The following is an 18,299-nucleotide window of genomic DNA, read 5'->3' as shown; positions in this document are numbered from 1 at the left end:
GGCCTGGGGGTGGTCACGGGGGGCTGGGACATCTTCCAGGGCGTCCGGGCGGATGATCCGTGGAGGATTGCCCAGGGTGCGGTGACGGCTGGCGGCTCGGCTGCGGGCTACTTCGCGACGGCCGCGGCCGTGGGAGCCTTCGGTGGCCCGGCGGGCGTGGCGGTGGGCCTGGGCATCGCCGCCATCACCCTGGGCGCGAGCTCCGCCATCAACGCCCACAAGCAGCGCACCATCGCGGACCAGCGCATTTGAGCCTTCGGATGGTGACCCATGGAGCTGATCGGCAGGAGGAGCGGAACGATGAAAACACAGCAAGGTTCCAATGCCAGAATCCGCCGCGTGCGCGTGGGTCCCATCAACCACATCCACATTGCTGGCGTCATCGATGAGACGTTTCCGCTGACGTCGTCCTCGCCAGACCTGGATGGGTTCATCATCGTCGACCTCGGCCGGGTGGAGCGAATCAGCTCCTTCGGTGTGCGGAGGTGGGTGGAGTTCGTCAGCAAGCTGCCTCCGGGAGGCCTGTCGCTCTCCGTGGTCAACGCGCCACCGGTGATGGTGGACCAGCTCAACATGGTGGAAGGCTTCGCCGGCGTGTCGCGGGTGCTGTCGGTGCTGGCACCCTTCGCGTGCCGCGCCTGCGGCAAGGGCCGGTTGCGCCTGGTGGATCTCCGGTCGGAGGCTCCCAGCCTCGCCGAGGGCCGGGTCCCCGGGCATGCCTGCCCGGTGTGCGCCGGCACGCTGGAGTTCGCGGAGCAGCCGAGCGAGTTCTTCGACTACGTGAGGCATCAGCAGCCCGGCACGGTGGAGCCGGTGGTGATGGGCTACCTGCGCGCCGCCACGCCGGGCGCGTCCTTCTCGCTCCCCACGCCCCTGAAGATTCTCCAGGACGACATCACGTACATCACCCTGGCCAGCGAGCTGAAGGGGAGCCTGAACGTGCGACGGTTGGCCTCGGGCCTGGACGGGCGCGTCGCCTTCGACTTCTCCCATGTCACCCGAGTGGAGCCCCAGGCGGTTCCCAAACTGGAGCAGGTGCTGGCCACGGCGGCGCAGGGCGCCAAGGTGGTGCTGTGCCGGGTGCCACCGCCGGTGCTGGGCGCGCTGACGCGCTTCACCCAACAGCTCACCGCGCGGATCGGCACGTTGTGGTTGCCGTGCGAGTGTTGCGACTGCGGCCACTCGCATCACCAACGCGTCCTGGCCTCCGAGTACCTGTCCAGGCTGCGCGCCAATGACAGCCTCGAACGAGAGTGCCCCGTCTGCGGCGGGACCGCGCGCCTGCCGTCCCTTCCCCAGTGGGTGCCGCTGCTGCGCCGCTCGTCGCTGGTAAAGCAGCCGCTGAAAGACATCGAGGCGCTCGAGCTGCGGGCCCTCAGCCAGTGCCTGTTCGGCCCCCTTCACCTGGCGCCGAACGCTAGGAGTGGTAGCCCGGACCTCGGCGGCTCCATGGGAGGAGCTACCCGAGTGCAGATCATCCGCCGGTTGGGGCAGGGCGGCATGGCCGGGGTGTTCCTCGCCAGACGGGTGGGCGTGAAGGGGTTCGAGAGTTTCGTGGTGATGAAGAAGCTCCTCCCGCAGCTCGCGGAGAACGCGGAGTTCGTCGACATGCTCTTCGCCGAGGCGCGTGCCAATGCGCGCCTCACGCACCCCAACATCGTGCAGACGTTCGACGTGGGCATGAACGACGGCGCGGCGTGCATCCTCATGGAGTACGTGCGTGGCCCGGATCTCCAGAGGTTGATGAACGAGCTGCGGCGCAAGGGAATCGTCCTCCCCATCGAGCACGCGCTGCGCATCGTCGCCGAGACCGCCGCGGGCCTGCACTACGCGCACAGCTACGTGGACCCGGCCGGTGTGCCCCATCCGGTGGTGCACCGCGACGTGAGTCCCCACAACGTCCTTGTCTCGCTCGACGGCGCCATCAAGCTGAGCGACTTCGGCATCGCCAAGGTGCAGGGCGAGGGGAACACCCAGGCGGGTGTGCTCAAGGGGAAGATCGCCTATCTCTCCCCTGAGGCCATCGTGGGCCAGCCCCTGGACGCGCGCAATGACGTGTTTGCCCTGGGCGTGGTGCTCTTCGAACTGCTCACCGGCCAGGTGCCCTTCAAGCGCGACAACAACGCGGCCACGCTCAGCGCCATCGTGCGGGAGCCGGCGCCCGTGCCGTCGCAACTCGAGCCGGGCATCCCCCGGGATGTGTCGGAGCTCATCCTGCGCGCACTCGTGAAGGATCCTGCGCGTCGCACGCCATCCGCAGCGGCCATGCGCGAGGAGATCGAGGCGGTGATGGCACACCACCGGCTCAACTCGTCGGCGGCGGCCGTGGCCCGGTTCTTCAAGGCCTCGCTGGGCGACTGGCTCGCGGAGTTCGGACCCACCCGGGACGGTCCGTTCATGGGCGCGCTCCCGAGCATGGGAGAACCGCTGCGCACGGGCTCTGGCGGTTCTCCTCGTGTGCACGCGGACCCGCGCCCCCGGCCGGGTGCCGGACCGCATGGAACCGTGCCGCGCAGAGGCCTGGCTCGAGGGCCCGCCGCGACCGCCGGCACCAGCCCAGCTCTCGCGGCCCGGCCCGCCGGGGCTCCGGCCAGGGCCCGGGCGAGACCCGCCACCTCCAGGCCCTCGCCGCTCAAGTGGGTGGTCATGGGCGTCATCGGGCTCGTGGTTGTTGTTGGGGTCGGAGTGGTGGCTCCCAGGCTGCTCTCGGGTGGAGGCGTCGAGGTGAACGACCGCGAGCGGGTTGAGCCGAGACGGCCAGGAGGGGGACGCGAGGGTGATGGGCGTCCTGGCGACGCAGACGCCTCAGGCCGCTCAGCGGAGAGCCCAATCCGTCGGCATGCCGTGGGCGTGGCGCCACCCCTCCGTGTCGCGGAGCGCGCCCACTGATGTCGTCTGCCGCTGACTGGCGTCGATGACCCGGCTGGCGGCGGACGGTGACGGGTTCGACGTGGAGGTCCAGACCCGCGCGGCCTTGCGACGGCTGGGGCTCGGTACGCCCACGATGCTCGCGGACCCGAGCGACACGATGGACCACCACCCTGGCCGCGACGCGCGGATGAGACGCGAAGCCCCCGGACCTGTTCCGTCCGGGGGCGCGCGGCCAGGAACTACAGCGACTGGCTCTGCTCCGGAGCCGTCTGGGGCTGGCTCTGGGGCGCGCACGCCAGGAGCTCCTCCGCGGAGGCTTCGTTCTCGACGCTGGCAGTGCTGGCGAACGGGCAGCCGCACCACGCGGTCCAGAGCACCACGCAGCAGGGGGCAGGGCCGCAGACGGAGCACTTATCGTCTTCGACGGGCGCCTGCACCGAGGACACCTGGGTGTCTTCCGCCGCGAACGCGGGCGCCGCGAACAGCATCAGGAGGGAAGCCATCTTCGGGAGGTCGGAGCGGCGGAGCAGCTTCATGGTGTACCTCGGGGAGAACGGCGCGTCGGGTCCACGCCGGTGGGACCCAGGAGCTTCGCACATCTTCCCCGTGCCCCGTGACGCCCCCCCCTCAGTCCGGGAAGATCTCCAGCACGTCCTTCAGCATCGCCGCGCCCGTGCCCCGCGCGCCCTGCTCACCGTTGATGACGGTGTTCACGCCGTGCAGGTCGCTGCGGAACACCGCGCCCATCTCCATCGCGCCCAGCCGGGCCAGGGGATGGGACGCGTCCACGGCGGTGGGCCGCACGCTCCACTCCCACTGCTCTCCGCCCACGGGCTCGCCGCGCGCCAGCAGCAGCACCTGGCCGCCCTTCGCCTTCGCCGCGTCCAGCTCCGCGCGCGTCACGCCGCGCATGCCCGTCACAGCCACGTCCTTCAGCATCGTCGGCACGCGCATCACCGCGTTGGCCAGGATGACCAGCTTGCCCGCCGTGTCCCAGCCATCCACGTCCAGCGTGGGGTCCGTCTCCGCGATGCCCAGCGCCTGCGCCTCCGCCAGCGCGGCCTCGTACGTCCTGCCCTCCGCCATGCGGCACAGCAGCAGGTGGCTGGTGCTGTTGAGCACGCCCTCGAACCGGCCCAGCTTCCCCAGCGCCAGGTCCCGGCGGCCCACGTTCACCAGCGGCATCGACGCGCCCACCGCCGCGCTGAAGCGCAGGGGAGGGCGGCCCGGGGACTCCAGGTCGCTCAAGCCCGCCAGCTCCTGGAACCCCAGCACCAGCGGCCCCTTGCTCGCGAGCACCGCCGCCATGCCTCGCGACAGCGCGTCCCGCGTGATGTCCAACCCGGGCTGCCCGTCCTGGAAACTCGTGGGCGTGGCCTCCAGCAAGAGGTCCGCCTTCACCTCGCGCACCAGGTCTCGCCCGCTCAACCCCGGACGCCCCACCACCGGCAGCGACGCCACGGAATGCCGCGCCCGCTTCACCGCCAGCACCGCGCCGATGTCCAACCCGTTCGGCGACACCGCCGCGCCGCCCGAGTCCGCCAACCCCACCGGCAACAGCTCCAGCCGGTAGCGCTCCATCAACAGCGATGCGCGCGACTGGAGGATCTCCAGGAGCGGCACGCCCACGTTCCCAAGGCCCGTGAGCAGGAAGCGCACCGTGCGGACGGCGCGCGGGTTCATGGTGCGAAGGCCTCGCGCACCCCGTCACGGCGCAGCGTGAAGAGCATCCACACCGCCACCGGCACGCCCACGAAACAGCCGGGCGTCAGCGTGTACATCGCGCAGATGGCGCCCACCGTCGCCAGGCCGTACCCCTTGAGGTTCATCGCGTTCCACGCGCCCCAGACGGCGAGCACCCCGCAGAGGATCCCGCCCAGGATGGCCAGCGTGAAGCCCGTCGTGAACTCCAGCACCACCGGCGCCTGCCCCGGCGTCGAGAAGGGCGACGCCACCTTCAGCGCCGCCAGCAGCCCGCCGAGCAGGCTGAAGGTGACGTGCAGCACGCCCACGACGAGCAGGAAGAACGCCGGGAAGCGCACGATCTGGAAGATCTTGATGCGCGGGTCGCCCGACTCCAGCTGAGGACCAGGACCGCTCATGACCGCCCCTTCAGCGCGCCCACGATCATCCGCGTCGCGGGAGACTTGTTCAGCGTGTAGAAGTGGATGCCCGGCACGCCGCGCGCGAGCAGCTCCATGCACTGCACCGTGGCGTGCGCGACACCCAGCTGCACGACGGCGTCAGGCTGATCCTTCACGCGCTCCATCTGCAACGCCAGACGCATGGGCACTGTCGCGCCACACATGCGCGTGAAGCGCTGGACCTGCTCGTAGTTGGTGATGGGCATGATGCCGGGAACGATGGGGACGTTGATGCCCGCCCGCCGCGCCCGCTCCACGAAGTCGAAATAGAAGGCGTTGTCGAAGAAGAGCTGCGTCACCACGAAGTCCATCCCCGCATCCACCTTGGCCTTCAGGTGCTTGAGGTCGTCCTCACGCGACGCCGTCTCCACGTGGCCCTCCGGATAGCACGCACCCCCCAGGCAGAAGTTGAAATCCTCTTCTCGAACGAATCGGACCAACTCCTCCGCGTAGCGGAAGCCTCCGGGCACCGGCTCGAACGTCGCCTGCCCCAGCGGCGGGTCCCCTCGCAGCAGGAGCACGTTCTCGATGCCTGCCGCGTCGAGCCGGCGCAGCACGTCACGAAGCTCGTCGCGGGTGTGTCCCACGCACGTCAGGTGCGCCATCGCCTCGATGCCGGTGTGCTTCTTGATGTGCGTGACCAGGTCCACCGTCCGGTCGCGCGTGCTCCCGCCCGCCCCGTACGTCACCGACACGAATCCCGGCTCCAGCGGCGCAAGCTCCTCCACCGTGCGCAGGAGCGAGGCCACGCCCGCGTCCGTCTTGGGAGGAAAAAACTCGAAGGAGAAGCTCGGCTTGGAGGGGTTGAGGCAGTTGCGAATCTTCATGTCGGGAGGAGTTTAGTCCCTTCCGCGTCGGCCTTGATCGGAGAAGGTGCGCCGCTATAGTCCGCGCCGTTTCGCCACCCCCTGCCCATCATGGAGAAGTCAATGACCCGGCGTACGCCCCTCAACGAGGCCCACCGCAAGCTGGGGGCCCGCATGGTCGACTTCGCTGGCTGGGACATGCCGGTGCAGTACTCGTCCCTCACCGCCGAGCACGAGGCCGTGCGCACCGCTGTCGGCCTCTTCGACGTCTCCCACATGGGCGAGATCGAGTTCACCGGCCCGGGCGCCCTGGAGACCGTGAACCGGCTCATCTCCAACGACCTCGCCCGCTGCCAGGACGGTCAGGCCGTCTACGCGGGCCTGCTCAACGACCTGGGCGGCTTCGTGGACGACGTCGTCGCCTACCGCTTCAGCCCCGAGCGCATCCTCATCTGCGTCAACTCCAGCAACCGCGAGAAGGACTTCGCCTGGATGAACGCGCGCGCGGAAGGCGTCAAGCCCGTGGACCGCAGCGACGACTACGCGCAGATCGCCATCCAGGGTCCCAAGTCCGTGGGGCTGGTGCAGCGCCTGACGAAGTCGGACCTGTCCCAGGTGGGCACCTACCGCTTCACGGAAGGGGAGGTCGCCGGCGTGAAGGCCATCATCTCCCGCACGGGCTACACCGGTGAGGACGGCTTCGAGCTGTACTGCGCCGCCGGCGACGCCGTGAAGCTCTGGGACGCGCTCCTGGAGGCCGGGCAGCCGGACGGCGTGAAGCCCTGCGGACTGGGCGCGCGCGACTCGCTGCGCACGGAGATGAAGTACGCGCTGTACGGCAACGACATCGACGACTCGCACACCGCCCTGGAGGCGGGCCTGGGGTGGATCGTCAAGCTGGACAAGGCGGGCGGCTTCATCGGCAAGGACGCGCTCGCCGCGCAGAAGGCCGCGGGCGTGCCGCGCAAGCTGGTGGGCTTCGAGCTCACCGACAAGGGCATCCCCCGCCACGGCTACCCCGTCCTCAAGAACGGCGAGCGCGTGGGCGAAGTCACCAGCGGCACCATGGGCCCCACGGTGAAGAAGTCCATCGGCATGGCCTATGTGCCGGCGAACCTCGCCGCGGAAGGCTCCACCTTCGACGTGGACATCCGCGGCCGCGCCGTGCCCGCCGTCGTCGTGAAGACCCCCTTCCTCAAGAAGTCCTGATTTCCTTCCTTCCCCACCTGTTGTGAGGAGCTGAAACCCCATGGCCAACATCCCGCAGGACCTGAAGTACACCCAGGAGCACGAGTGGGCCCGCGTCGCGGGCAAGAGCGTCGTGGTGGGCATCACCGACCACGCCCAGACCACACTGGGCGACATCGTCTACGTAGAGCTGCCCAAGCTGGGCGCCCAGGTGTCGGCCGGCGACTCGTTCGGCACCGTCGAGTCCGTCAAGGCCGTGTCGGAGCTGTTCGCACCTGTCTCCGGCACGATCGTGAAGGTGAACACCGACCTCACGGAAGAGCCCGAGAACCTCAACACGGATCCGTACGGGGACGGGTGGCTCGTGGAGATCGAGGTCTCGGACGCCGGGCAGCTGAGCAACCTGCTGGACGCCGCCGCCTACGAGAAGCTCACCAAGGAGTAGTTCCGCGCGCGCAAGAAGTCGGGCGTCCCGGTTGTTAGAGACGCTCCATGGAGTGCCGAGCCCGCTCGGACGCCGAACTTCCTACCGCACCTCACGCGAGCCCTTCGACCATGTCCCTCAACTGGAAGTACCAGGAGTCCTTCGCCGGCCGGCACATCGGCCCGGAGACCCCTGAAGTGAAGCAGATGCTGTCCACGCTGGGCGTGGACTCGCTGGACGCCTTCGTCGAGTCCACCGTGCCGCCCGTCATCCGCTCCCCGGAGCCCCTGCGGCTGCCCGCGGGCAAGGGTGAGAACGAGGTGCTGGCGCAGCTGGAGGCCATCGCGGCGAAGAACCAGGTGTTCCGGTCCTTCATCGGCATGGGCTACAGCGACACCCACGTCCCCAACGTCATCCTGCGCAACATCTTCCAGAACCCAGGCTGGTACACCCAGTACACGCCCTACCAAGCGGAGATCGCCCAGGGCCGGTTGGAAGCGCTGCTCAACTTCCAGACGATGGTGACGGACCTCACCGGCATGGAAGTGGCCAACGCCTCCATGCTGGATGAAGGCACCGCCGCGGCGGAGGCCATGGCGCTGGCGCTGCATGCCAAGGGCACCGACGCCGGGGGCGCGTTCTTCGTCTCCGACGGTTGCCACCCGCAGACGGTGGACGTGGTGCGCACGCGCGCCCTCCCGCTGGGCGTGGAGGTCGTCGTGGGCGACCACCGCACGGTGGATCTGTCCCAGAAGAGGTTCTTCGGCGCGCTGGTGCAGTACCCGGCGACGGACGGCGTGGCGCACGACTACCGCGCCTTCGGTGAGAAGGTGCACGCGGCGGACGGCCTGCTCGTCGTCGCGGCGGACCTGCTGGCCTTGACGCTGCTCACCGCGCCCGGCGAGTTCGGCGCGGACGTGGTGGTGGGCAGCGCGCAGCGCTTCGGCGTTCCGCTGGGCTACGGCGGCCCGCACGCCGCCTACTTCGCCACGAAGCACGCCTACACCCGCGTGATGCCGGGCCGCCTCATCGGCGTGTCCGAGGACTCCGGGGGCCGGCCCGCGCTGCGAATGGCGCTGCAGACGCGCGAGCAGCACATCCGCCGTGAGAAGGCCACGAGCAACATCTGCACCGCGCAGGTGCTGCTGGCCGTGATGGCCGGCATGTACGCCGTCTACCACGGGCCGGAGGGGCTCAAGGCCATCGCGGAGCGCGTGCACGGACTCACCGTGGTGCTGTCTCGCGGCCTGGCGAAGCTGGGCTTCAAGCCGAAGCACGAGCAGTTCTTCGACACGCTGCGCGTGGAGCTGACGGCCCCGCAGGTGCGGGGCGTGCTGGCCGCCGCGGAAGGCGCGAAGATGAACTTCCGCCGCATCGACGAGAAGACGCTCGGCCTGTCGCTGGACGAGACGACGCGCGCCAAGGACGTGGAGGACATCCTCGCGGCCTTCATCCAGGGCGCGAACAAGTCCGCGTCCCCGGTGAACCTGGACGAGGTCGCCGAAGGCCTGGAGAGCCCGCTCGCCCCCGAGCTGCGCCGTCAGAGCGCGTACCTCACGCACCCGGTCTTCAACCGCTACCACTCCGAGACGGAGATGCTGCGGTACGTGCGCCGGCTGGAGGCGAAGGACCTGTCCCTCACGCACTCCATGATTCCGCTGGGCAGCTGCACCATGAAGCTCAACGCCACCGCGGAGATGATCCCGGTGACGTGGCCCCAGTTCAGCAAGCTGCACCCGTTCGCACCCACCTCGCAGGCGGCCGGCTACAAGGTCATCTTCGAGCAGCTGGAGCACGCGCTGTCGCAGGTGACGGGCTTCGCCGGGTGCTCGCTGCAGCCCAACGCGGGCAGCCAGGGTGAGTACGCGGGCCTGCTCGTGATTCGCGCCTACCACCAGGCGCGCGGGCAGGGGCACCGCGACGTGTGCCTCATCCCGTCCTCCGCGCACGGCACCAACCCCGCCTCCGCGGTGATGGCCGGCTATCGGGTCGTCGTCACGAAGTGCGACGAGAACGGCAACATCGACCTGAACGACCTGCGCGCCAAGGCGGACCAGCACAAGGACAAGCTGGCCGCGCTGATGGTGACGTACCCCTCCACGCACGGCGTGTTCGAGGAGGAGATCCGGGAAATCTGCTCCGCCATCCACGAGCGCGGCGGCCAGGTGTACATGGACGGCGCCAACCTCAACGCGCAGGTGGGCCTCACCGCGCCGGGCCTGGTGGGCGCGGACGTCTGCCACATCAACCTGCACAAGACGTTCTGCATCCCGCACGGCGGTGGCGGCCCGGGCATGGGCCCCATCTGCGTGGCGTCCCACCTGGTGAAGTTCCTCCCCGGACACCCCGTCATCCAGACGGGCGGAGGGGACGCCATCGGCGCCATCTCCGCGGCGCCGTGGGGCAGCGCGAGCATCCTGCTCATCTCCTGGATGTACATCCAGATGATGGGCGGCGAGGGCCTGACGCAGGCCACGAAGATGGCCATCCTCAACGCCAACTACGTCGCGGAGCGGCTCCAGCCGCACTACCCGGTGCTCTACCGGGGCAAGCGCGGCCGGGTGGCCCACGAGTGCATCGTGGACCTGCGCCCGCTCAAGAAGACCGCGGGCGTGGAGGTGGAGGACGTGGCCAAGCGCCTCATGGACTACGGCTTCCACGCGCCCACCGTGTCGTTCCCGGTGGCGGGCACGCTGATGATTGAACCCACGGAGTCCGAGTCCAAGGCGGAGTTGGATCGCTTCTGCGACGCGATGATCGCCATCCGCCAGGAGATCCGCGACGTGGAGGAGGGCCGCGCGCCCAAGGACAACAACGTCCTGAAGAACGCGCCGCACACCGCGCGCACGCTCACCGCGCCGGAGTGGAACCGCCCGTACACCCGCGAGCAGGCCGTGTTCCCCACGCCGTGGGTCCGCGACAACAAGTTCTGGCCGTCCGTGGGACGCCTGAACAACGTGCTGGGTGACCGCAAGCTCGTGTGCTCGTGCCCTCCCATCGAGGACTACGACACGCCCGCGCAGAAGGTCGCTTAAGCCGTCTTCGACAGCAGCAGTCACCGGGGCCGTCTTCCAGCGCATCGGAAGGCGGCCCTCGTGTTTTCAGCGGGCCCGCGCGGGCTCCACGTGGACCACCACGTCCACCACCTGCGGATAGGCCCCTTGCAGCGTCTCCTCCACCTTGTCGGCCACTTCGTGGGCCTGCGCGGTGGTGAGCTGCGGGTCGACCTCGATCTTCAGGTCCACGTAGACGCTCTCCTCCATGCCCCGGCTGCGCACGTCGCGGCAGGAGCGCACGCCGGCCACCGCCAGCGTGTGCTGGGACACCTGCGCCGGGTCCAGGCGCGCGGTGTCGGAGAGGATGCCCACCGCCTGCCGGACGATGCCGTAGGCCACCCGCGCGACGAAGACCATCACGGCCAGCGCCACCAGCCCGTCCGCGCGAGGGAAGCCCATCGCCACCAGGCCAATGGAGATGAGCACGGCGATGGTCACGAACACGTCCGACAGCGTGTGCTGCGCGTCCGCGAGCAGCAGGGCGCTCTTGTACTTCTCCCCGTAGTGCCGCTCCACGCGGGTGACGGCCAGGTTGATGAACAGCGTGGCGACCATCACCGCCGCCATCGTCACCGACACCGTGGGGTGCTTGTCGTGCAGGAGCGAGTCGAACGCCATGCGCCCCAGCTCCAGCATGCCCACGCCAATCATCGCGCCAATGCCCAGCGACGCGAGCGCCTCGAACTTGCCGTGGCCGTAGGGGTGGTCCGCGTCCGCCGGCTGCGACGCGACGCCCATGGCGACCAGGCCCAGCACGTTGGAGCCGCCGTCAATGAACGAGTGCAACCCGTCCGCCGTCACCGACGCGGACTGGGCCATGAGGCCGAAGACGAGCTTGGCCACGGCCACGACCCAGTTGGCCACGAGGATGGCCAACAGGACGAAGCGGACCTTCCGGTTGCGCTCCTGGAGCGCGGCGCCACGGTCGACGAAAGAGGCTTCCACGGCGGGGCAGGGTAGTGCCTTCGCGCCGTCCACCGCGAGGCCTCCGTGGGTCCTACTGTCGGAACAGCCGCATCCGGGGGCCGCCGCCCATCTCCAGGAAGAAGCCGAACTGGAAGCGCACCGTCGCGTCCTGGCTCAGCAGGCCGGACGGCGGGTTGGGGAAGGGCTGCGCGCGCTTGAAGGACGCCACGGCCTCCATGTCCAGGAAGTCCAGGCCGCTGCTCTTCTCCACCTGGATGTCCTTCACCGCGCCGCGCTCGTCCAGGGTGATGGTCAGCAGCGTCTGGCGGTCGCGCCCGGAGTAGATGTTCCCCGTCGGGTCGCGCATGCGCAGTTGCTCGTTGGGGTTCCAGTGCATGCCCACGCTCTGCTTCACGCGGTTGAAGAAGCTGGCGTACTTCCACTCGCGCGTGTTGAGGAAGGTGCCGTCGCCTTCCTCCTGGTCGCGGAGCATGTCGTTGGGCGCCGCGCCCACGACCTTGTCCATGGCCGCCTGCGACGGCATCAGCGTGGCCAGGCCCGGGGAGCCCACGCGGCCCGTGGAGCCCTCCTGCTCGCTTTCCTCGCCCTGGCCGGGCTGGATGCGCAGGCGCTTGGCGTTGCCTTGCGTGGCGTCGCTCTCCGACTGGTTCTTCACCGCCATGCCCGGGCCGCGCTCGCGCGGATCCGTCCTCATGGCGATCTCCTCCTTGCGGCGCGTCTCCGGCATCTCGAAGACGGGCTTCTTGCCACCCTGGGACTGGGCCCGGTCGTCCGCGCCCGTGCCGTTGTTGCCGGACACGCGCGGGGGCTGCACCTGGTCCTGCGCCGCGCCCTCCTGCTTCTGGGGCGCGGTCCGCTGGGGCATGGCGTTGCGGTAGAAGGCCGTCTGGTCGCGCGCGCGCGTCTCCTTCTCCGTCGTGTTGTTGTGCTCGGCCAGGTACTTCGCGTCCGGGGACTGCTGATCATTCCCCGGCGCCACGTCCACCACCTGGCCCTGGGGCTTCGTCTCGTCCGGCTTCTTCTCTTCCTTCGGCTCGCGCTTCTCCGTGGGTCGGGGCTTCGTCTGCTGCGGCGTCACCGCCCCCCGGTTCTTCGCCCACTGGTCCGACGTGAGCGGCCTCACCGCCACGGACGTGGGCCGGGCGGGGCGCTTCTCGTGCGGGAAGTTCGCCTGCACGGCCGACACCAGGAGCACGAAGCCCACGAAGGCGAGCTGGGCCAGGAGCGCCAGGATGCCCGCCACCAGGTAGCGCAAGGGCCCACGCTGCTTCCGCGCGCGCCGCTGACGCCAGTCTGTCGAGGAACCCGTGCCCACGGCCTGATGATAAACCTCCGGACCGCTTCTACAGTCCCGAACGTGCGGCCCGTAACACCCGGGACATGGAAGAGATTCGCGAGCGCGTGCGTTGGTGCGTTCGAAATGTCCGCTTCATCTCAGTAGATGGGGGCGACCTCCGCCCCGTTGAAGTAGAAGCGAAGGATCTCCGGATAGCTCTGCCCGGCCTCCGCCCGGCCGATGGCGCCTGTCTGACACATGCCCACGCCGTGGCCCCAGCCGCCGCCCCGGAACAGCCATCCGGTGGGCCGGCCCTCGGCGTCCCGCTCGGCCTCCACGGTGGCCATGCTGCTGTTGAGCATCCCGAAGAGCCGCCGGATGTTCAGCTCCCCGCGCACCTGGGTGGCGCCCTTCGTCCCGGACACGGTGAGCAGCCGGGCGCGCCCGGACACCCCGCGCTCGGACAGGGCGAGCCCCTGGATGGACCCCACGCCCAGCTTCTCCGTGAGCGCGTCCACCTGGTTTTGCGTGAAGCGCTTCTCCCACCGGAACTTCGTGGGCTGCGCGAAGCTGGACAGCTTGCACGCGGCGGGCACGTCCGAGGTCGCCAGCCACGCCTTGAGGTTCGACGGGCCGGGGACGCCCGGCGCGGGCTCCAGCAGGTCCGGCCGCCCGCGCAGGCTGGGGTCCGGCGCGCCACCCCACACCACGTCGTTGTCCTCGGTGTGGCCGCCGCACACGGCGCTGTAGACGGAGTCCACCAGCCGGCCCTCCTGGCTGAAGAGGGCCTGGCCCCGGGTGGCCTCCACCGCGGCGGTGGTGCTGGCCGCCTCGCCGGTGCGGCCCCGGTACACCGCGCAGTGCTGCTCCGAGCAGAGCAGGTACGGATCCGCCAGGTGCTTGATGCCCACCTTCGCCAGCACCTCGCCACGCGCGGTGACGGCCTGGGCCTTGAGCGCCTCCGGGTGCGCGCGCGCGAAGATTTCGGACGGCACCAGCCCCTTGAGCAGGTCCTCCAGGCCCACCACGTTCACCACCGCGAGCTTGCCGCCGCGGTCCACCGCGAACTGGAGCGCGCCGCGGAAGCTGCGGTCCTCGAAGGCGTGGAAGTCGTAGCCCACGCCGTACTCCACCTGCCGCACGTCGAAGCCGGTGCCGTCCGGCGTCTCCGCGTCCAGCCTGTCTTGCGCCAGACCCACCACGGCGTCGTTCTCGTCCTTCAGCTCCAGGATGGCGCGGGAAGGCTTGCGGACCTCCTCGAAGAGCGTGGTGCGCAGGCCGTAGCGGCGCAGCAGCTCCGCCTGCTGCTTCGCCGCGGCCTCGGGTGTCAGCGCCTCGTCGCCCAGGAGGAGATAGCGCCGGTTGTCGATGACCTTCCCGGCGATGCCGTACACGGAGCCCAGCGTGTGCGTGCGCACCGCGAGCCCTCGCGCGCGCCATGTCTCCTGCGCCTCCGCGAGCCCCGCCTTGTCCGCGAAGCGGAACTCGCCCAGCTGCAGCCGCGCGCTCCACTGGGCCGGTTCGCCCTGCGTCACCCGCACCGTCCAGCGCGAGCCCGCGGGCGCGTCCAGCACCTTGTCTCCCGGCCCGCCGAAGCGCAGCCGCATCCGCGCGCGCGGCGAGAACGTCACGACCTCGCGCCCCTCCATCAGCTTGATGGGGAGTCGCGGCTCGCCGTTGCGGAAGTCCAGGCGCTTCAGGTCCTGCGGCCCGGGCAGGCCCGACGTGAGCGGATCCTCCAGGCCACTCGGAGCGGGGGGCTTCACGCCCGCGTCAGCCGGCTTCGTGGGGATGGAGACCTCCGGCTCGCCCAGGCCCCGGGTGCTGGGGGCAGGTGAGGGCGCCGGCGTGGCGCAGGAGGCGAGCAGCAGGGCGGTCAGGAGCAGGACGGCTTTGGACACGGCGGCGGCACCGTAGCCGCCATGGGGCCGAGCGTCACGGTTCTCCCTCCCGCTGCGGCGCGTCTCGGCCTGGATGACCGGCAGTGAATAGAACGCCCAACGCCGTGCGTTGCCCCTGCTCATGCAAATTCTTGGAGGCAACGGCTTGAAGACGCGACACACCCTGGTGGCCTCCCTGGCTGCCTGCACCCTGGCTCTTGGGCTGACCGCTTGTGGCGGCGGCGGTGGCTCTGGCGGAGGCACTGGCGGTTCGTCGGGCGCCGGTACCCAGGCCCCCGCGACGAACACGGGGACCCCCAAGGTCGAGAAGGCTCCCACCGCTCCGGGCAAGGCGCCCCCCATCGGCGTGCAGCCGGTGGAGAACACGCCCGCCGCGCAGATGCCGGATCATGCGGACCACACGCCCATCGCGGAGCCCGGTCCCCAGCCCGCCGTCAGTGCCCAGGCGATGCAGGAGACCCCCGCCACCACGCCCGCCCATGATTGGGTTGTGTCGCCCAACGGCGACGACGGCGCCCAGGGCACGGAGGCCGCGCCGCTGCGCACCATCGCCATGGCGGTGAGCAAGGCGGGCCCTGGCGACCGCATCCGCGTGCTCGCGGGCACCTACGCCGAGCGCGTGGTGCTGGGCGACAACACCAAGGCCGGAACTCCCGAGGCGAAGATCACCCTCCAGGGCGAGGGCCGTCCCAAGCTCACCCCGGGCAGCGGCTCCGGTGCGGCGGTGCAGGTGCGCCGCGCGAACTGGGTCATCGACGGGTTCGACATCGACGTGGAGGGACAGCCCATCTTCGGCGTCACCTTCGAGGGCGACGTGCAGGGCACGGTGCTGGCCAACTCGGAGCTGCACAACGGCACCGGCGGCGCGGGCGTCACCATGTTCAACAACGCCAAGGGACCCACCATCGAGAACAACAACATCCACGACTTCGTGCGCACCACCGGCAACAAGGATTCGCACGGCATCGTGATGCAGCCCGCGTCCTACGACGCGACGGTGCGCAACAACGACATCCACGACAACTCGGGTGACTCCGTGCAGTGCCTGGGGCCCGAGGGCTTCAGCGACCTGCCGCCCGCCACGGGCCTGCTGGTGGAGAACAACCACTTCTTCAACAACCGGGAGAACGCCGTGGACATCAAGACGTGCCACGACGTCACCATCCGCAACAACCGGATGCACAAGTTCCAGCCGTCGGAGACGGCGAAGGGCGATGCGCTCGTCATCCACTACTCCGCCAAGAACGTGCTGGTGGAGGACAACGAGCTGTATGACGCCGCGAAGGGCATCTCCGTGGGCGGCAACCACGAGGGCCCCGTGCCCGAGGCCGTCGTCGTGCGCCGCAACCGCGTGCACGACATCACCGACGCGGGCGGCGGCGAAGGCACCGCCATCCGCCTGGAGAACTCCAAGGGCACCGTGGTGGTGAACAACACCATCACCCGCGCCAAGGCCGGCATCATCCTGGGCCACGGCACGGGCGGCCCCACGGAGTCTCTGCGCGTGGAGAACAACCTCGTGGACGCGCCCGTCAGCGTGGACGTGGGCGGCCAGGCTCCCGGCCTCCAGATGAGCAACAACCTCTATCCGTCCGGCGCGCAGTTCAAGACCAACGGCCAGCTCCAGGCCCTGGACGCCTTCAAGGCCGCCGCGAAGGACACCACCTCCAACGGGGGTGACGTGACGGTGTCGGACACCTTCGCCCCGTCCGCCGCCGCCCAGGACAAGGGCCAGGACCAGGGCCAGCCCTTCTGCGGCGCGGCCCCGGACATCGGCGCGGTGGAAATGGGCTGCTAGGCCCACCCGGGAAAGCACCCCCGGAAAAGCAGAAGGCCCGATGCGGAGACTTCCGCATCGGGCCTTTTGTCTTATGAGGCGCCACCCGGATTCGAACCGGGGAATGAAGGTTTTGCAGACCTTTGCCTTACCACTTGGCTATGGCGCCGCAGCGATTGGGGCCGGGGTTATACGCAGCCCGGTAGGAGCCGGTCAAGGAAGCAACACCATCCAGCCCCGCTTCTCGTCCCGCTACCATACGGCGCGGGGTGTCAGACCCTGACAAGCGAGGGAGCACACGATGCTGCACGGCCATGGCGTCTTCCAAGAGGAGCACGAAGCCTTCCGCCGCACCGTCCGGGCGGTGGTGGACAAGGAGCTGCGCCCGTTCGCGGCGGAGTGGGAAGCTCGGGAGGAGTTCCCCCGGGAGCTCTTCACCCGCTTCGGCGAGCTGGGCTTCCTGGGCCTGAAGTACCCGGAGGCCTACGGGGGCACGGCGGCCGGGGAGCTGTACGAGGCGGTGCTCCTGGAGGAGCTGGGCCGCTGCGGCTCCGGCGGTGTGGCCGCGGGGCTGGGCGGGCAGTTCACCATCGCCACCGGCCCCCTGCACCTGTTCGGCACGGAGACCCAGAAGCAGCGCTGGCTGGCCCCCGCAATCCGGGGGGAGAAGATTGGCGCCCTCGGCATCACCGAACCGGACGCCGGCTCGGACGTGGCGGGGCTGCGCACCACCGCCCGCCGCGACGGCGACCACTTCGTCGTCAACGGCTCCAAGACGTACATCACCAACGGGGTGCGGGCGGACTTCGTGGTGCTGGCGGTGAAGACCGACCCGTCGCGCGGCCACAAGGGCCTGTCCATGCTGGTGGTGGAGAAGGGCACGCCGGGCTTCAGCGTGGGGCGCAAGCTCCAGAAGGTGGGCTGGCGCGCGTCCGACACGGCGGAGCTCTTCTTCGAGGACTGCCGCGTGCCCGCGGAGAACCTGCTGGGCGTGGAGGGGCAGGGCTTCTCGCAGATCATGGGCAACTTCCAGTGGGAGCGCCTGTCGCTCGCGCTGGGCGCGGTGGGCGCCATGGACGACATGCTGGAGACCGTGCTCGAGCACGTGAAGCAGCGCCGCGCCTTCAATCAGACGCTGGCCGGCTTCCAGGTGGTGCGCCACAAGCTGGCGGACCTGCACACCGCCCGCGAGTGCGCGCGTCAGCTCACCTACCACGCGCTGCGCCTGCACGTGGCCGGCGAGTACGCCGTCGCGCAGACCTCCATGGCCAAGAAGGTCGCCACGGAGACGTGCTGCCGCGTGGCCGACGAGTGCCTCCAGCTCCACGGTGGCGCGGGCTACATGATGGAGTACGACATCCAGCGCCACTGGCGCGACGCGCGGCTGGGTCCCATTGGCGGCGGCACCAGTGAGGTGATGAACGAAATCATCGCGAAGCAGCTGGGCCTCTGAGCCCGCGGGCCTTCCGGGAAGCAGGCGGGCGGACAGGCGGGAAGAGGGGAAAAAGCCCCCTGGTTCATGTTCGATGGAGCCCGTCGTCTCGGGGAGGTCCCGGTGGAGCCCAGCATCATCTGTGATGAGCTGTTCATGCGTCTGGGGGACGAGGATGTGCTCGTCCTGGATTGCCGCGACGCGATGGACTGGGAGCGGTTCGAGATCCACATCCCCGGCGCGCTGCGCATGACGGCTTCGGAGATTGCTCGGGACCTGGCGATGCTGCCGGACGACGAGCTCATCGTCCTGTGCGGCACCACCCAGGACTGTGTGGACATCCGCCGCATCTGCCGCGTGTTGCGCCTGAGGGGGCGCAACGCCGTGTGTCTCGCCGGCGGCCTCCACGCCTGGGTGACGGGGGGCTACCCCACGGAGCGCCACGCACGCGCCCCCTCCCACGCCCACCGTTGAGCGGCGGATGCAGCGCGTCGTGA

General features: G+C 69.7%; 14 protein-coding genes, 1 tRNA gene and 1 pseudogene. 8 read left to right on the top strand and 8 right to left on the bottom strand.

Annotated elements, in window-relative coordinates; genetic code table 11:
- Together D7Y15_RS44795 and D7Y15_RS25435 are read left to right on the top strand one after the other, a co-directional pair.
- A pseudogene (locus D7Y15_RS44795) lies at window positions 1–252 on the top strand (hypothetical protein); the annotation flags it as partial.
- 48 nt (window positions 253–300) lie between these two features.
- Entirely contained in the window at window positions 301–2,889 is a 2,589-nt protein-coding gene (locus D7Y15_RS25435; RefSeq protein WP_121754197.1) for a serine/threonine-protein kinase, read from the top strand.
- A gap of 221 nt (window positions 2,890–3,110) precedes the next feature.
- Here the strand turns inward: D7Y15_RS25435 and D7Y15_RS25430 are convergent, their stop codons facing one another.
- The 4 genes from D7Y15_RS25430 to metF all read right to left on the bottom strand — a co-directional run bounded on the left by D7Y15_RS25430 (window position 3,111) and on the right by metF (window position 5,842).
- A complete protein-coding gene (locus tag D7Y15_RS25430) occupies window positions 3,111–3,407 on the bottom strand; it encodes a hypothetical protein (protein ID WP_121754196.1) in 297 nt (98 codons plus the stop codon).
- A 91-nt stretch (window positions 3,408–3,498) separates the two neighbouring features.
- Window positions 3,499–4,554 carry a homoserine dehydrogenase gene (locus D7Y15_RS25425; protein ID WP_121754195.1) on the bottom strand — a complete coding sequence of 352 codons (1,056 nt, stop codon included), beginning with the start codon at window positions 4,552–4,554 and terminating at the stop codon, window positions 3,499–3,501.
- The gene (locus D7Y15_RS25420; RefSeq protein WP_120577397.1) at window positions 4,551–4,973 is read right to left on the bottom strand and encodes a hypothetical protein; all 423 of its coding nucleotides are present in this window, start codon (window positions 4,971–4,973) and stop codon (window positions 4,551–4,553) included. The genes D7Y15_RS25425 and D7Y15_RS25420 overlap by 4 nt, the downstream gene beginning before the upstream one ends.
- Window positions 4,970–5,842: a methylenetetrahydrofolate reductase [NAD(P)H] gene (gene metF, locus D7Y15_RS25415; protein ID WP_120577398.1), complete on the bottom strand. Its 873-nt coding sequence runs from the start codon at window positions 5,840–5,842 to the stop codon at window positions 4,970–4,972. The genes D7Y15_RS25420 and metF overlap by 4 nt, the downstream gene beginning before the upstream one ends.
- Window positions 5,843–5,944: 102 nt before the next feature.
- Here metF and gcvT point away from each other — a divergent pair, with 102 nt between their 5' ends.
- The 3 genes from gcvT to gcvP all read left to right on the top strand — a co-directional run bounded on the left by gcvT (window position 5,945) and on the right by gcvP (window position 10,468).
- Window positions 5,945–7,030 carry a glycine cleavage system aminomethyltransferase GcvT gene (gene gcvT, locus D7Y15_RS25410; protein ID WP_121754194.1) on the top strand — a complete coding sequence of 362 codons (1,086 nt, stop codon included), beginning with the start codon at window positions 5,945–5,947 and terminating at the stop codon, window positions 7,028–7,030.
- A 40-nt stretch (window positions 7,031–7,070) separates the two neighbouring features.
- Window positions 7,071–7,454, top strand: a complete 384-nt coding sequence (gene gcvH / locus D7Y15_RS25405; RefSeq protein WP_121754193.1) for a glycine cleavage system protein GcvH — start codon at window positions 7,071–7,073, stop codon at window positions 7,452–7,454.
- Between the two features lie 110 nt (window positions 7,455–7,564).
- Window positions 7,565–10,468, top strand: coding sequence for an aminomethyl-transferring glycine dehydrogenase (gene gcvP, locus D7Y15_RS25400; RefSeq protein ID WP_121754192.1), 2,904 nt, complete (start codon window positions 7,565–7,567; stop codon window positions 10,466–10,468).
- Between the two features lie 66 nt (window positions 10,469–10,534).
- Here the strand turns inward: gcvP and D7Y15_RS25395 are convergent, their stop codons facing one another.
- The 3 genes from D7Y15_RS25395 to D7Y15_RS25385 all read right to left on the bottom strand — a co-directional run bounded on the left by D7Y15_RS25395 (window position 10,535) and on the right by D7Y15_RS25385 (window position 14,716).
- Window positions 10,535–11,434, bottom strand: a complete 900-nt coding sequence (locus D7Y15_RS25395; RefSeq protein ID WP_120577402.1) for a cation diffusion facilitator family transporter — start codon at window positions 11,432–11,434, stop codon at window positions 10,535–10,537.
- 52 nt (window positions 11,435–11,486) lie between these two features.
- Window positions 11,487–12,731, bottom strand: coding sequence for an energy transducer TonB (locus D7Y15_RS25390; RefSeq protein WP_121754191.1), 1,245 nt, complete (start codon window positions 12,729–12,731; stop codon window positions 11,487–11,489).
- A gap of 119 nt (window positions 12,732–12,850) precedes the next feature.
- On the bottom strand, window positions 12,851–14,716 hold the full coding sequence (locus D7Y15_RS25385; protein ID WP_211487033.1) for a SpoIID/LytB domain-containing protein: 1,866 nt from the start codon (window positions 14,714–14,716) through the stop codon (window positions 12,851–12,853).
- On the opposite strand from D7Y15_RS25385, the gene D7Y15_RS25380 reads away from it, so the two are divergent.
- Window positions 14,715–16,391, top strand: coding sequence for a nitrous oxide reductase family maturation protein NosD (locus D7Y15_RS25380; protein ID WP_120577418.1), 1,677 nt, complete (start codon window positions 14,715–14,717; stop codon window positions 16,389–16,391). The two genes, D7Y15_RS25385 and D7Y15_RS25380, sit on opposite strands and share 2 nt — an antisense overlap.
- A 76-nt stretch (window positions 16,392–16,467) precedes the next feature.
- Here D7Y15_RS25380 and D7Y15_RS25375 read toward each other — a convergent pair.
- Window positions 16,468–16,539 (bottom strand) — tRNA-Cys (locus D7Y15_RS25375).
- Window positions 16,540–16,671: 132 nt separating this feature from the next.
- Between D7Y15_RS25375 and D7Y15_RS25370 the strand changes: the two genes are divergently transcribed.
- Both D7Y15_RS25370 and D7Y15_RS25365 read left to right on the top strand, forming a co-directional pair.
- Complete coding sequence (locus D7Y15_RS25370; protein ID WP_121754190.1) at window positions 16,672–17,823, top strand: acyl-CoA dehydrogenase family protein; 1,152 nt, start codon at window positions 16,672–16,674, stop codon at window positions 17,821–17,823.
- Window positions 17,824–17,925: 102 nt separating this feature from the next.
- A complete protein-coding gene (locus tag D7Y15_RS25365; protein ID WP_171808456.1) occupies window positions 17,926–18,276 on the top strand; it encodes a rhodanese-like domain-containing protein in 351 nt (116 codons plus the stop codon).
- Window positions 18,277–18,299: the final 23 nt, after the last annotated feature.

Source organism: Corallococcus sp. AB030, assembly GCF_003668965.1.
Classification (GTDB): domain Bacteria; phylum Myxococcota; class Myxococcia; order Myxococcales; family Myxococcaceae; genus Corallococcus; species Corallococcus exiguus.
This window is presented reverse-complemented; position numbering and strand designations above follow the sequence as displayed.

What these genes read in the sequence shown, in the direction of transcription:
- D7Y15_RS25435 (WP_121754197.1), top strand. Translation starts at nt 301, where the DNA reads ATGAAAACACAGCAAGGTTCCAATGCCAGAATCCGCCGCGTGCGCGTG.
- D7Y15_RS25430 (WP_121754196.1), bottom strand. Translation starts at nt 3,407, where the DNA reads ATGAAGCTGCTCCGCCGCTCCGACCTCCCGAAGATGGCTTCCCTCCTG.
- D7Y15_RS25425 (WP_121754195.1), bottom strand. Translation starts at nt 4,554, where the DNA reads ATGAACCCGCGCGCCGTCCGCACGGTGCGCTTCCTGCTCACGGGCCTT.
- D7Y15_RS25420 (WP_120577397.1), bottom strand. Translation starts at nt 4,973, where the DNA reads ATGAGCGGTCCTGGTCCTCAGCTGGAGTCGGGCGACCCGCGCATCAAG.
- metF (WP_120577398.1), bottom strand. Translation starts at nt 5,842, where the DNA reads ATGAAGATTCGCAACTGCCTCAACCCCTCCAAGCCGAGCTTCTCCTTC.
- gcvT (WP_121754194.1), top strand. Translation starts at nt 5,945, where the DNA reads ATGACCCGGCGTACGCCCCTCAACGAGGCCCACCGCAAGCTGGGGGCC.
- gcvH (WP_121754193.1), top strand. Translation starts at nt 7,071, where the DNA reads ATGGCCAACATCCCGCAGGACCTGAAGTACACCCAGGAGCACGAGTGG.
- gcvP (WP_121754192.1), top strand. Translation starts at nt 7,565, where the DNA reads ATGTCCCTCAACTGGAAGTACCAGGAGTCCTTCGCCGGCCGGCACATC.
- D7Y15_RS25380 (WP_120577418.1), top strand. Translation starts at nt 14,715, where the DNA reads ATGCAAATTCTTGGAGGCAACGGCTTGAAGACGCGACACACCCTGGTG.
- D7Y15_RS25385 (WP_211487033.1), bottom strand. Translation starts at nt 14,716, where the DNA reads ATGAGCAGGGGCAACGCACGGCGTTGGGCGTTCTATTCACTGCCGGTC.
- D7Y15_RS25370 (WP_121754190.1), top strand. Translation starts at nt 16,672, where the DNA reads ATGCTGCACGGCCATGGCGTCTTCCAAGAGGAGCACGAAGCCTTCCGC.